The organism is Acinetobacter sp. Swhac1 (assembly GCF_013390985.1).
GTDB lineage: Bacteria > Pseudomonadota > Gammaproteobacteria > Pseudomonadales > Moraxellaceae > Acinetobacter > Acinetobacter towneri.
On the sequence record NZ_JACASN010000015.1, the window covers coordinates 1 to 13,934 of the forward strand.

General features: G+C 39.2%; 11 protein-coding genes. 2 read left to right on the top strand and 9 right to left on the bottom strand.

Translation table 11 applies throughout. From position 1 onward, the window contains the following. Positions 1-316: 316 nt before the first annotated feature. From HX743_RS09035 to plsB, 7 genes are all read right to left on the bottom strand, one after another. Positions 317-1,603, bottom strand: a complete 1,287-nt coding sequence (locus HX743_RS09035; protein WP_178319042.1) for a mechanosensitive ion channel family protein — start codon at positions 1,601-1,603, stop codon at positions 317-319. A gap of 261 nt (positions 1,604-1,864) precedes the next feature. Continuing rightward, positions 1,865-2,398 (bottom strand): DUF2058 domain-containing protein, encoded by a 534-nt coding sequence (locus HX743_RS09040; protein ID WP_004973493.1) that lies wholly within the window; start codon positions 2,396-2,398, stop codon positions 1,865-1,867. A gap of 15 nt (positions 2,399-2,413) precedes the next feature. After that, on the bottom strand, positions 2,414-3,088 hold the full coding sequence (locus HX743_RS09045; RefSeq protein WP_131261946.1) for a YoaK family protein: 675 nt from the start codon (positions 3,086-3,088) through the stop codon (positions 2,414-2,416). Positions 3,089-3,125: 37 nt separating this feature from the next. Beyond that, positions 3,126-4,322, bottom strand: a complete 1,197-nt coding sequence (gene sstT / locus HX743_RS09050) for a serine/threonine transporter SstT (RefSeq protein ID WP_178319043.1) — start codon at positions 4,320-4,322, stop codon at positions 3,126-3,128. Positions 4,323-4,534: 212 nt separating this feature from the next. Next, a complete protein-coding gene (locus HX743_RS09055; protein ID WP_178319044.1) occupies positions 4,535-6,259 on the bottom strand; it encodes a SulP family inorganic anion transporter in 1,725 nt (574 codons plus the stop codon). 118 nt (positions 6,260-6,377) lie between these two features. Next, positions 6,378-6,689 carry a metalloregulator ArsR/SmtB family transcription factor gene (locus HX743_RS09060; RefSeq protein ID WP_004973501.1) on the bottom strand — a complete coding sequence of 104 codons (312 nt, stop codon included), beginning with the start codon at positions 6,687-6,689 and terminating at the stop codon, positions 6,378-6,380. A 191-nt stretch (positions 6,690-6,880) separates the two neighbouring features. Beyond that, a complete protein-coding gene (plsB, locus tag HX743_RS09065; protein ID WP_178319045.1) occupies positions 6,881-9,385 on the bottom strand; it encodes a glycerol-3-phosphate 1-O-acyltransferase PlsB in 2,505 nt (834 codons plus the stop codon). A 242-nt stretch (positions 9,386-9,627) separates the two neighbouring features. Here plsB and cysK point away from each other — a divergent pair, with 242 nt between their 5' ends. Further along, on the top strand, positions 9,628-10,626 hold the full coding sequence (gene cysK, locus HX743_RS09070; RefSeq protein WP_004973505.1) for a cysteine synthase A: 999 nt from the start codon (positions 9,628-9,630) through the stop codon (positions 10,624-10,626). A gap of 180 nt (positions 10,627-10,806) precedes the next feature. On the opposite strand, the gene HX743_RS09075 is transcribed toward cysK, so the two are convergent. After that, positions 10,807-11,415, bottom strand: a complete 609-nt coding sequence (locus tag HX743_RS09075) for a TetR/AcrR family transcriptional regulator (RefSeq protein ID WP_004973506.1) — start codon at positions 11,413-11,415, stop codon at positions 10,807-10,809. A 438-nt stretch (positions 11,416-11,853) separates the two neighbouring features. Between HX743_RS09075 and HX743_RS09080 the strand changes: the two genes are divergently transcribed. Then, complete coding sequence (locus HX743_RS09080) at positions 11,854-13,023, top strand: thiolase family protein (RefSeq protein ID WP_096901606.1); 1,170 nt, start codon at positions 11,854-11,856, stop codon at positions 13,021-13,023. A gap of 99 nt (positions 13,024-13,122) precedes the next feature. Here the strand turns inward: HX743_RS09080 and pcaD are convergent, their stop codons facing one another. Next, complete coding sequence (pcaD, locus tag HX743_RS09085; protein WP_096901607.1) at positions 13,123-13,902, bottom strand: 3-oxoadipate enol-lactonase; 780 nt, start codon at positions 13,900-13,902, stop codon at positions 13,123-13,125. Positions 13,903-13,934: the final 32 nt, after the last annotated feature.

Sequence of the window (13,934 nt, forward strand, 5' to 3'; positions counted from 1 at the left end):
AAATACAAAATAATTCGGTAATATGATCCATTGAAAAGCCTTGTTTTATAACATTTTGTCTTGAGAACCAATATGTTACAAATACAGGGCTTTTTTTCTACTCTTTTTTTATATCGAACTCAGGTTAATTAAAACATAGTGTTAGATATTTGTTTCAACAAAGCTCTTACAAATAAGACTTTATTTTCTCTTATTCATATACGAGTGTACGAGTGCATTTTAATTTAATGAAAATTTTATCGTCTTGCTGAAAATAAAAACGGCTACTGAGCCATGCAAGCATTTTGCGACACATGGCTCAGCAATAAATCCATAATTATGCCTCGTCAATTTCTACAGGATTTAGACTTTTGGCAGAGCTTGCTTTAAATGGTGCGCCAATTTGCTTTAAATCTGAACCTGATGGTGCTTGATACACTTTTAAGCCAAACTCAGGAATAATCGCCAGCAAATGATCAAAAATATCGGATTGAATACTTTCATATTCTTTCCATGCAGTGGTTTTGGTAAAGGCATAAATTTCTAGCGGTAAACCTTCACTGCTTGGCTGTAGTTGGCGAATAATCAATGACTGAGATTGATTAATGCCAGGATGCTGTTTCAGATAAAATTCAACATAGGCACGGAACGTCCCTAAATTGGTTAAACGGCGTTGGTTGTATTGTGATTGATTTGCTAACTGCTGATTAAACTGCTCAATTTCTTCATTTTTGCTATGTAAATATTGATCCAATAACAAAAACTCTTTAAGTTTGCTTTGTTCATGTTCAGTCATAAAGTGCACAGAACTTTGATCAATTAAAATGGCACGTTTAATACGTCGGGCACCAGCTTCCTGCATGCCACGCCAGTTTTTAAAGGTATCGGTAATGAGTTTATTGGTTGGAATAGTGGTCAGGGTTTTATCCCAGTTTTGCACGGTGACTGTATGTAATGACATATCAATGACATCACCATCGGCATTTAAAGAAGGCATTTCAATCCAGTCACCAATCCGTACCATATCGTAGGAAGAAATTTGTACCGAAGCCACTAGAGATAAAATGGTATTTTGGAAAACCAACATCAAAACAGCAGCCATCGCACCAAAACCTGCGAGTAAGGTAAACACATCTTTTTTCAGGAAAGTGCCTAAAATCATGAGGGCACAGACCACATAAATAATGAGTTTAACTAACTGCAAATAGCCCTTAATTGGCTTGTTGCGTGACTTAGGGTTGCGTTGATAGAACAGGTTAAAAATATTTAAAAATTCAGAAATTGCCAATGCAATGGTCAGGAATATAAAGGCTTGCGCACCCATTTGCACAAAGCTTTCTACTTTATCTGACAAATGCGGTACGGTGGTGATGCCGTTCATAATCACGACAGCTGGGACAATGTTGGCAATACGTCGGATGACACTATGCTGTGAAATAATTTCACTATTGGCAAAGGTCATTTTAGAAATCAGTTTGCGAATCCCGCGCACTACAATTTGCTTGGCAATAAAGTTGGCTAAAATTGCCAGTAGAATCACAATACTGAGTGAGGTCAGCATTTCTAACCAAGGGTATTGGTTATACCATTCCTGAATATTTTGAATAAAATTAGATTCTTGCAAAAGGTCCTCGCTTTAAGGTTGCTGATTTTCGTCTGCACGGCACTTAGAATTTTGGCCTGCAATTCACCTTAATTCTTCATTGATGTATGAAATTGTTAGATAGTGTATCGACTAAAGTTTAAATTTGAAGGCTGAGTAACTTTTTGCTACATTTCAATTATTTGTTTTTACTGAAAGTTTTCAATCAAGTTGCAGTCATAATAAAAAAGCCAGTACAGATACTGGCTTTGAATAGATACCTAGCATAAATACTTGCGTGATCTACCACATTAAATCATCTGGAATCACATAGGCTGCGTATGGATCTTCTTCATCTGTCGTGGCTTCATTTTTCTCGGCATTATTGACAATAATAAAGCCTTCCATTTTGCTATTAATACGTTCAGCTAAAGCTTTAGGCAGGAACGCATAACTGTCATTTTCTTTGGCAATCACCAAACTACCTGCCACGAGTGCATTGTAAATTTGTTGATTGATATACACTTTTTTAATCTTGCCATCTAAAAACTGATAAGCCACTTCACCATCGGTATCACGAATTTTATGCTGCTGAATCATTTGCATAATTGCTGCTTTCAGTTCTTTTTCCTGTAAAGCGGCTTTCTTTTCTTGCTCAATAGCTTGGTCTTTGGCGAGTTTTTCTTGCTGTGCCTGTGCAATTTTGGCTTTCACTTCAGCATCTTTACTTTCACCTGTGCGCTGTTCGTGTAAGGTTTGTTTAGACAGTTTTTTTGCTTTTTTATTATCCACTAAACCCGCTTTGAGCAATTGTGCCTGTAGTGCATTTTTAACCATGATAATTTCCGAAACTTAATGTTGAAGATGTCGATAGCGAAAATAAATAATCCAATACACCAAACTCAAACTTAGGCTGAGTCCTGCAGGTACCAGAAAAGAATTCAGTTTAAATGTAGGATAAATGGCTGCAGCGAGTAATCCACCCACAAAGAAACCAATTAAAATCAGTAGGTGTAAAACAATACGCCTTTTTTCAACTTGTAAGCCCCGCACTCGATAACCGAGAGCTAAGCCTAAATCGGTCAATACCCCAGATAAATGTGTGGTGCGGATGATGGTGCCTTTATAGTAGCTGATCATGGCATTTTGTATGCCCATGGCAACCGATGCCCAAAGCAGGGCATAACGTGGGAAATAAGGCAATAATGCCCAGCAGATTAAAATAAAAAATGCCACCAAACTCATGGGCAAACCATAACGACGCCCTAAGCGAAAATTGCTATTTCCTAAAATGACGCCGCTATAAAATGAGCCAATCACATAGCACAAAATCACCAGAAACAAGAAAATCATGGCTTCTGGTTTCCAGTCGATTAGCGCCATCGCCAAGATACTAACGTTACCAGTCATGTGCGAAACGGACTGGTGCAATACGGTCACCAATCCGAGTACGTTAATAATTCCAGCATTGACGGCTAGAAAAAAAGCACCAAATTGCACCCAAAGGGGTAAAGTTTGAAAAGGCATAATGGATGATTGCGTAAGTTTCCTAACGCATTGTATCTTAACTCAAACCACGGTCAACCGCAGTAGTAAATAGCACATCGGTAGATGAGTTAAGTGCAGTTTCGGTTGAATCTTGCAATACGCTAATGACCATACCAATTGCAACAACTTGCATGGCAATATCTGAAGAAATACCAAATAAGCCACACGCTACAGGAATCAGCAGTAACGAGCCGCCCGCAACGCCTGAAGCACCACAGGCCGACACCGTTGCAACCACAGATAAAATCAGCATGGTGCTAAAATCGACAGAAATTCCTAAAGTATTTACCGCAGCTAAGGTCAAAACGGTAATGGTGACCGATGCGCCTGCCATGTTAATTACTGCACCTAACGGAATTGCAACACTCGCGGTTGATTCCTGTACGCCTAAACGCTTGGCTAAGTCTAAATTGACAGGGATATTGGCTGCAGAACTACGGGTAAAGAAAGCAGTAATGCCACTTTCGCGTAAGCATTGAAAAACTAAAGGATAAGGATTGCTGCGGGTCACAAATGCCACCATGATTGGGTTGATGACCAACGCGACAAAGAACATCGTACCTAACAAGACTGCCAATAATTGAGCATAACTGGCTAAGGTGCTCAAGCCTGCATCGGCAAATGTCACGGCAACCAAGCCAAAAATACCGAAAGGCGCAAAGTTAATCACCAAGCGAATAACGCGATTGACTGCATTGGCTGCATCATTCAACAATGCTTTGGTGGACTCTGTAGCATGGCGGAAGGCAATCCCTAAAGCCACAGCCCAAGCCAAAATACCAATAAAGTTGGCTTCGGTAATGGCAACTACAGGGTTAGCAACAAAACTAAGTAAAAGATTTTTCAAAATTTCAGCAAGACTGCCCGGCGGGATTAATTCTGACTGTGTTGCAACATCTAAAAATAATGTACTTGGGAAAAGCGTACTTGCAATAACTGCACTGAGCGCAGCCAAGAACATACCAATCGCATACATCAGCATAATCGGTTTGATATAGGCATTGCTGCTTCCAGTTTTAAAATTGGCAATCGATGCCATGACCAAAATAAAGACTAAAATTGGCGCAACAGACTTCAGGGCTTTAATAAATATATCACCCAAAAGGCTTAAATAGGGCGCAGATTCTGGAAATAAAATTGCAACAGCCACACCGAGTACAATTGCAATCATAATTCGGGAGACTAAACTCAAACGCAAAAAAGCTGAAAACATACGAAAACAAGGTTAAAGAAAAGCGGCTATTTTATACTGAAATATCCATGTGCTTAAAAATAATTTTTATATAAAAATTAAGTCTATATTTTTAAAAGTGATATTTATTAAACTACTTAAATTTCAGCAAGATAAAAGTACTCTTTGATCAAAAAGCATGTGTGTTGAGCATCCAGTTTTAAAGATAAAATTAAAGATCAATTTCTTGATCTTTAAGTCAGTTCAGGCGCAAGCTCTTGCATGGCTAAATAATGTGACAAATAAACTTTTCCATTTAAATGCTGCAAAAGTTTTGAGTGTTGTAATTTGTCCATTACCGGGCCTTTAATTTCTGAAAAATGCAGACAAATATTCAATTTTTTTAGTTCAAGATTTAAATCTTCCAGCATTTCGAGTGCGCTTAAATCAATACTGCTAATACTCGAACAATTCACCACTACATGCTTTAACTGAGGGTTTTGGCTGACTTGATTAATAAAAAAGCCTTTTAAAGTATTGGCATTTAAAAAGGTTAGATTTTCATCAATTCGCATGGATAGCACGTGTGGCGCGGTACGCACTTGATGCCGCTGAATATTACGAAAATGTTGTGTGCCTTCAAGTAAACCAATTACCGCAATATGTGGTCGGCTAATACGCCACAACATTAGAATAAAGGTGGACACAATCCCAATAATTAAACCTGTCGAAATATCAATGAATACAACACCAAAGAACGTCACCCACATGGCCAGACCATCGGCTTTGGAATAACGCCAAGTTTCTTTAAAAGATTGGAACTCGACCAGTTTCCAAATTGAAACAATAATGGTTGCAGCCAAAACAGCCAGTGGTAAGTCTTGGAAAAATCCCGTGAAGTATAAACTGACAATAACAATCACGATGGAGGTAAATACACCTGCCATTGATGTTTTTGCACCTGCATCGGCATTGACCACGGTACGCGACAAACTGCCTGTGACGGGAAAAGAGGAGCTAACACCTGCGCCAAAATTGGCTAAACCGAGTGCAATCAGTTCCTGATTGCTATTTAAGTGACTACGTTGTTGTAAGGCGGTGGCTTGCGCAATAGACAGAGATTCCACAAAACTGATCATGGCAATCATGGCTGCGCCAGGAAGGAGTTGTAGAACAAGTTGTGCATTCCATTCAGGGAATTGAATAGGCGGAAATCCTGAAGGAATTTCTCCGACTGTTTTAATGCCGATTTGTTGCAAATGCAATGAATAAACCAAAGCAATTGAAACGATCACCAATACCAATGGCAAGGCTTTTAAGATAAAACCATTCCCTCGAACACGTTCACGAAAGGCATTACTGTTGATGATTTTAGGGGCATAAATTAGAAATAAAATGGCAGCAACACCCAAGAGCACGCTATAAAAATGGGTTTGTCCCATATATTTCCAAAAGCTGTATAAGAACTCAGGTAAGTTATTGGCTTTAAGGGGGATGTCTAACACAAATTTAAGCTGTCCAATCGCAATCATTAATGCAGAGGCAATAATGAAGCTTTTAATAACAGGATGGCTAATGAGTTGAATTAAAAAACCGAAACGAAAAACACCTAAAAGTAGTGAAATAATGCCGACCATCAGGGCAAGTAAACAAGCTGCTTGAATATAAGCTGCCGAGCCGACTTCAAATAAAGGATTGAGCGTCGCAAAGGTCATCATAGAAATAATGGCGACTGGGCCAATGGACAAGGTTGGGCTGCCACCAACCAAGGCGTACATGATCATGGGGATCACGCTCGCGTATAAACCCATGACAGGAGGCAAACCTGCAAGCATGGCATAGGCCATTCCTTGAGGTACCAACATGGCAATGACAATAAACGCAGACAGCAGATCAGATTTCAATGTTTCTGCATTGTATTTTCGCAGCCATTGCCAAGCAGGTAGTACACGAGCCAAACGTGAATTGAAATCTGACATACTGAAATCTAAATCATAAATTTAGATATATTATGAACAAAAAATGCTAAGAAGTCTTTGAAATAGCAGGAGAGTATTCAAGTTTTATGGTGATGCCTGATAATACAGGCATTATCATTTAGACCTGCGGGCAATAAAGTGCATAGAGGGTATTAAGTACCTGCACCATTTTTTCATCTTTAATTGAATAAAAAATTTGCTTGCCATCACGGCGGGTATTCACCACATCACTTTTACGCAGCATCATTAATTGTTGCGATAAAGTAGGCTGATGAATTTGAGTTATTTCTTCAATTTGCGATACGTTTAATTCTTGTTGAGATAAATGACAAAGAATTAAAAGACGGTCACTATTCGCCAAAGATTTTAAAATTCCAACAACGGTATCCGCAGATTCACGCATTGATGTGATTTCAAGACCATCGTTCATTGTTTTATTCTCTTAATTTACAGCTAACCCAATATATATTAGGCGGGAGTGGAAGATAAATTATATAACATAAATCATTATTTATATATGAGAACAAGTATCATTTAAGAAAAGATATCAGCCAATCATAAATAATGGGCTGATATTCTAATCAAAAAATTGATAAAAAAGTGGCTGAGTTACAATAAAACCTATTTTTTCACCTGTTCAAAACTTTTTAATTCTTTCTCACTAAATTCACTCGATGCAGCTAACAATTCGTGAATTTCTGGGTTATACCAAGCAAAGTATTCCGACATTTTTGCACTAAAAGTATCATCTAGGCTTATCTGCGTAGCATTGTGTTGCAACAAGGCTTGCTGATCTAAACTGCTGATAAAACTTTTTAAGGTGGCACTATCAAAATAATATGCAGACTTAAATTGTGCAGAATCTGCAGCGCGTTGTAATACGGTTTTGGTCATTTTTTCCAAAACTTTCAGATTTAAAGGGATGTGTGCGCTATAACGCTGCAAAAGCCCTTGAATCAATACGAAATTATTTAAACTTGGTTTTGCCAGTTCAGCTAAGGCATAGAGTTCATGCTGTGTAGCTGGGTTCGGCTGTAATTGCAGATTTGCTTCTGTAACCCAATTTTGCTGAATAAAGTACGCCACAATTTTTTCGATTTCTTGAGAAAGTTCTTGCGCCGTCCATGCCAAGAAAAACTCTTGCTTCAAATATGGATAAATCGCCTGCAGTTTTTGCATTAAATCTGCGCATGATAATGCTAAATTTTGTTCATTAAACTGCTGCACAATTAATGCTACACACGCAGGCAAAATAAAGCAGTGCAAAATATTATTGCTAAAATAGCTCAATAAGATTTTTTGGCTTTCTGCGACTCGAATCTGTTCTACACCATCTTGGTTATAACGCTCAACTTGTTTAAGTTTTAGCGCATATTCAATAATTTCTTGTGGATTTAAACCCGTAATAATCATACGTGGGTCGTAGCACAATTGTTTGAGCAAACGTCGATATTGTTCAATTCGGGCGAGCAGCTCATCTTGTTTCAATGCATGCTGATCGGCATTTAATAAAATCAGAGAGATGAGGGCGATTGGGTTAATCACCACCGCTTTATTGATATTTTCCAAGATTGCATGCGCAGTATGATCTACCGTGTGAATCACAGAGGTCGGTAGTTCATCATTTATGTTCAGTTTTACATCGCGTGCTTGGTTGGCAGTTAAAACATCATCTAAAAATACAGGTTCGCCAAAGTTGACATAGACCTGACCAAAGACTTTTTCAATTTTACGGGCAGAGTTTAAAATACCCCATAAAGATTCGGCTTCTTTCGGTTTGCCGTTTAATTCATTTAAATAAGATGTGCCTTCAATCAGTTTTTCATAACCAAAATACGTTGGAATAAATGCAATTGGTTTGGTTGCTCCGCGTAAATGGCTTTGAATGGTCATCGACAACATGCCTTTTTTCGGCGGTAACAATAAACCTGTACGTGAGCGTCCACCTTCAATGAAGTATTCGAGTGGGGTGTTGCGTGACAATAAACTGTGTAAATATTCTTTAAATACCGAGGTGTATAATTCATTGCCGCTGAAAGTACGGCGAATAAAATACGCACCTGCACCACGCATTAATTGACCCACAATTGGTAAATTTAAATTAATACCTGCTGCAATATGCGGCACCATCAAGCCACGATTAAAAATCACATAAGACAGCAACAAATAGTCGATGTGGCTACGATGACAAGGGGTATAGACGATTTCATAGTCTTTGGCGAGTTCGCGTACCGTGTCAAAGTGATGCACTTCAATGCCATCATAGAGCTGTGTCCAAAGCTTGGTCAGTGCCAGTTCAGCAAAACGCAAAGTCGAATAAGAAAAGTCCGATACAATTTCAGTTAAATAGCTTTTAGCACGGTTTTCTGCTTCAAACATACTGACTTTTTGTTCGATACTTTCTTTACGAATAGCTTGTTGTACTGCTTCACTTTTCATCAACGCATGAATCAAATTACGGCGGTCAGATAAGTCTGGGCCTAAAATCGCTTCTTTGTGTTGATTAAAATTGTGTTCCAGATGTTGCTCAATAAAGTGCGCAGGCGATAAGTGTGGTTGTTGTTGTGTGGCTTGTTCAATAAGCTGACGTAAGGAAATTGCTTTATGAAACTCGATGTAGTTATCACGTGAATAGAGCGAAATATTAATGGTTTGTTTAAGCTTGTTTGGCGTAGACCATGCATCGGCAAATAATGCTTTAAACCAAGAGTCTTCGTATTCGGGTGAACGTCCCCAAAGTACAGTTACGGGAACTAACAACACATCATGTTCAGGATGTTGCTCTAAGGTTTCAATGAGTCGAATCAATTTAGCAGAGTAGTGATAAGCACTGTGCTGTGGGTTTTTCTCACGCAAGACCAAAATGGAATCGTCTTCCTGATGCTCGGCAATGTTTAAAGGCGCATACACAGAAGGTAAACCACGAGATTGCGTCTGCTGATCAATCAATACGGTATTGCTGAGAGAGGCATCTTGCAGCACATAACAAAATTGTGTTTTTTCAGAGCTTTGTGCAACACGATGTTCTAATTCTGCAGTCGTGCCTAATACTTGTGGCGTCACAATCTTATCTAAGATTTTTTTAGTGAAATTACGATAAAGCTGACTGTAACGTTTATTAGACATTGCATTCCCTACATTTTGTTATGTGTTGCTATTGTCAAAAAATAAATAGCGAATTTCAAACCCAAGTGCCGAGAAAATCGACAATTAAACTGAGGTCGTCATCTCTTTATTCTAATTCGCATTTTGTTGAAAGCTAATCATATTTTTGTATAAAACAATTTTCGTGAAACATCGGCAAAAATTTTATAAAAAGGTATGATAATTTAAATTTTGTTTATATAGATATAACTTAGGGAATAATCATGACCACAGATGCAGCTTTTTCAACACCAGCAAATTTAGGGATTGCCGTATATAGCAATAATGCAGAAGCGATTGGTAACACGCCATTGGTACGCATTAACCGTTTAATTTCTGGCGATGCAACGGTTTTAGCCAAAGTGGAAAGCCGTAACCCTGCATTTTCTGTGAAATGCCGTATTGGTGCTGCTTTAATTGCCGATGCTGAAAAACGTGGCGTGTTAAAAGCAGGTATGCATATTGTAGAACCGACCAGCGGTAATACAGGAATCGCTTTGGCATTTGTAGCTGCAGCAAAAGGTTATGAGATTACACTAACGATGCCTGCAAGCATGAGTATTGAGCGCCGTAAGGTGTTGAAAGCGTTGGGTGCAAATTTGGTGCTGACTGAGCCTGCAAAAGGTATGAAAGGCGCGGTGGATGAAGCAGAGCGTTTGGCAACCGAACATCCTGAAACTTATTATTTGCCGCAGCAGTTTAATAACCCTGCCAATCCGCAAATTCATGAAGAAACCACAGGCCCAGAAATTTGGGCAGCAACAGGCGGCAAGGTCGATATTCTTGTTGCAGGTGTAGGTACAGGCGGTACGATTTCTGGTATTTCGCGTTATTTCAAAAAGGTAAAAGGTCAGGCATTGCATACTGTTGCAGTCGAGCCTGCTGAATCTCCAATTATCGCTCAGGCCAAGCGTGGTGAAGCCATTACGCCTGCACCACATAAAATTCAGGGGATTGGCGCTAACTTTATTCCAAAAAACCTAGATTTAGATTTGGTGGATGAAGTGATTGCGATTGAAAGTGCTGAAGCAATTGACTGGGCGCGTAAAACAGCAACCCAAGAAGGTATTTTAGTCGGTATTTCAAGTGGTGCAGCAATGGCTGCTGCTGCAAAATTGGCGGCACGTCCTGAAAATGCAGGTAAAAATATTGTGGTGATTTTACCTGACAGTGGTGAGCGTTATTTATCTTCAGTATTATTTGAAGATATTAGTGCAGAATGATGTGTCTTTAGACAGTCAAAAGAATTTGAAAAATCCCAAAGTTTGAACTTTGGGATTTTTTATTTAGAGAATAAATTTATGAGGTGAGTTAATACGTTCTGAAAAGCAAATTTCTTTCTACTTAGACGCTAATATTTAGCGGGATCAGCAATGAATCCAACGAAGCTAACTATGTAAAAATCAAACAATCGCAGATACTTTATCTGGCGTCATCAGTGCTTGATTAATATATAGCTTGATTAAGCGTTCACGTGACCCAATAGCTTTTTGATAATGGGTAGAATTGAGTAATAACGACGCACCATAAGTTACTGTCCAAATATAAGACAGATAATCACGGATCGACATCGCGCTGTTAAAGGACTCTAAATAGGCTTGGGTGATGTCCTTAATTTCTAAAATACGCTGCTCACGAATATCGTATAACTGTTCAAACAATTCATTTAGTTTACGTTCATTATTGGTTAAGCGTTCTTCAATCGAGTGCAGCAAAATCGTACGGTTGGAATTAAGCATGTTATACAGCATGTACTGCGAAACATAAGTTTGAAAGTTATGGTGATACTGTTTGGAAATATCCAATAAACGCTGTTCATTTAAAATAATTAACTCTAAATAGAGCTGATTTTTACTTTTGAAATATTTATAAATTGTGCCTTTGGCAATATCTAACTCTGCAGCCAACTCACTTAATGTAATATCATTATGATTTTCCAGTAATAAAACCTCAGCCATTGCCAAAATTTTCTCTTTACGACGTCGGAAATTTTCTTGGCGTAGAGTCGTCATCAATCAATATTCCAATTACAACCAATTAAGCATGTTGGAGTCTAGTGCAGTTTGAGCAACTTGAAAATAGCACCAAGGTCTTGAAAAGGTAAGTTTTAACGTATGTTCATCAGTGAACCAATGAATTTAAAAAATATCATGTGAAAAATAGCACAATCCATAAGCCAAATCGGTTGTCAATAAAACTGAACCAAACAGGTCATTTTAGTGAAATAAAATTGGATTTCTAAAACTTTTATTCTATTTTTCATAAGCAAGGCCTAAAAGTCTAAGATCAATCAAGCATAGCAATTCAGCACTTTGCGAGATTGCAATGCTCATCTTTTGATTTACATTTAACGTGAATTACTTGCTAACTCACAGGGATGTTATTTGTAATTTTAAAAAGCATGGCTTTTACGGTAATCACTTTAAAAAGACGGTAATAAGGGACTAAAAATGATTGTAATTGTAGATGCTGTACGTACCGCAATGGGCGGCTTTCAAGGTTCACTGGCAAGTTGTACAGCACCCGATTTAGGCGCGGTTGCAATTCAACACGCAGTTGCACGTGCAGGTTTAAGTGGGACTGACATTGATGAAGTAATTTTTGGTTGTGTATTGCCTGCAGGTTTGAAGCAAGGCCCTGCACGTCAGGCGATGCGTCAAGCGGGTTTACCCGATAGTACAGGTGCAACCACCATCAATAAAATTTGTGGCTCTGGCATGAAAGCTGTTATGCAGGCAGCCGATGCTATTCAGGCAGGTTCAGCGCAGATTGTGGTCGCTGGCGGTATGGAATCTATGTCGAATGCGCCGTATTTGCTAGATAAAGCACGTGCAGGTTTCCGTATGGGACACGGCAAAGTCACAGACCACATGTTTCAGGAAGGTTTAGAAGATGCTGAAACAGGCTTGTCGATGGGCGTGCTGGCGCAAGACATGGCAGACAAGAAAAACTATACCCGTGAGCAGCAGGATGAATACGCAATTCGCTCTTTAAACCGCGCGGTAGAAGCCATTCAAAACGGTTATTTTAAAAATGAAATCGTGCCTGTCACTGTTCATTCACGTAAAGGTGATGTGATTGTCGATCAGGATGAACAACCGTTAAATGCCAAAGTCGATAAAATTAGCAGTTTGCGTCCCGCATTTAAAAAAGATGGCACGATTACAGCCGCCAATGCCAGCTCTATTTCAGATGGCGCATCTGCTCTGGTGATTACATCAGATGTGGTTGCGGCAGAGCGTGGCTTAAAACCGCTTGCAAAAGTTGTGGCATACGCGACACATTCACAACATCCTTCTGAGTTTACTCTTGCTCCTGTAGGGGCGATTCAAAAAGTGCTAGATAAAGCAGGGTGGTCGGTTGCCGATGTAGATTTGTGGGAAATTAATGAAGCCTTTGCCATGGTAACCATGCTTGCGATAGATGCTTTTGATTTAGACCCTGCCAAAGTGAATATTCAGGGTGGTGCATGTGCTTTGGGGCATCCTCTAGGTTCTTCAGGTTCACGTATTATTGTGACGCTCATTCATGCATTGCAACGTATAGGCGCGAAAAAAGGCGTGGCATCTTTATGTATTGGCGGTGGTGAAGCCACAGCGATTGCGGTGGAGTTAGTTTAAGTCCAGCTCGTCTAACTGCAGATTCATCTATAAAAAATAGAGTTCTCGAAAGAACTCTATTTTTTTAACTTTTAACTTATTAACAATAACAATGAAGTTTTATGCTTGGATAAACTGCTTCACTGCTTGGTTAAATTCATTTGGCAATTCTACGTTAGAAATGTGCGATGCATTGATTTCAAACAATTGGCTATTGGCAATACGTTCAACCATAAATTGACCATCGACAACTGTTGTCACAGGGTCTTGCTGACCTGCAACCACTAAAACAGGCACAGTGATGTCTTTAAGTTGTTCACGTACATCCGCTTTAGCCAAAGCTTCGCAACAGCTCGCATAACCTTCGGCGCTGCCAGCTGCCAAGTCGTTTTGAAGATTGTTGACCACTGTCGCGTTGCTTTGGATAAAGGGTTCAGTAAACCAGCGTGATGCTGCAGTCGAAGCAATCGGTTGTAAACCTTGTTCACGTACCAATGCGGCACGGTCATTCCAAGCCTGTTCTTGACCAATTTTTGCCGCAGTATTACACACCACCACCTGATTAAAACGTTCAGGGCGATGAATCGCTAACCATTGACCTGTTAAACCGCCCATAGAAATACCACAGAATGCCGCTTTTTCAACATTTAAGTGATCGAGTAGATTTACAACATCTTGACCCAATTGATCAATGCTATATGGACCTTGCGGAGCTGATGATGCACCGTGACCACGTGTGTCGTAGCAAATTACAAAAAAGTCTTGCTGGAAAAAATCAATCTGTGCTTGCCACATTTTGAAGTTTGTACCCAGCGAGTTTGAAAAAATCAGTGCAGGTTTTGTAGCATCACCAAAAGTTTGGTAATTGATTTGCGCATCATTTGAGGTAAAAGTTGGCATTTTTTTTTAAATCCTTAATCTTATAAATCCCC

Excerpts from the sequence above, each read along its gene's own strand:
- HX743_RS09040 (WP_004973493.1), bottom strand. The coding sequence starts at position 2,398 with ATGGTTAAAAATGCACTACAGGCACAATTGCTCAAAGCGGGTTTAGTG.
- HX743_RS09045 (WP_131261946.1), bottom strand. The coding sequence starts at position 3,088 with ATGCCTTTTCAAACTTTACCCCTTTGGGTGCAATTTGGTGCTTTTTTT.
- sstT (WP_178319043.1), bottom strand. The coding sequence starts at position 4,322 with ATGTTTTCAGCTTTTTTGCGTTTGAGTTTAGTCTCCCGAATTATGATT.
- HX743_RS09055 (WP_178319044.1), bottom strand. The coding sequence starts at position 6,259 with ATGTCAGATTTCAATTCACGTTTGGCTCGTGTACTACCTGCTTGGCAA.
- HX743_RS09060 (WP_004973501.1), bottom strand. The coding sequence starts at position 6,689 with ATGAACGATGGTCTTGAAATCACATCAATGCGTGAATCTGCGGATACC.
- plsB (WP_178319045.1), bottom strand. The coding sequence starts at position 9,385 with ATGTCTAATAAACGTTACAGTCAGCTTTATCGTAATTTCACTAAAAAA.
- cysK (WP_004973505.1), top strand. The coding sequence starts at position 9,628 with ATGACCACAGATGCAGCTTTTTCAACACCAGCAAATTTAGGGATTGCC.
- HX743_RS09075 (WP_004973506.1), bottom strand. The coding sequence starts at position 11,415 with ATGACGACTCTACGCCAAGAAAATTTCCGACGTCGTAAAGAGAAAATT.
- HX743_RS09080 (WP_096901606.1), top strand. The coding sequence starts at position 11,854 with ATGATTGTAATTGTAGATGCTGTACGTACCGCAATGGGCGGCTTTCAA.
- pcaD (WP_096901607.1), bottom strand. The coding sequence starts at position 13,902 with ATGCCAACTTTTACCTCAAATGATGCGCAAATCAATTACCAAACTTTT.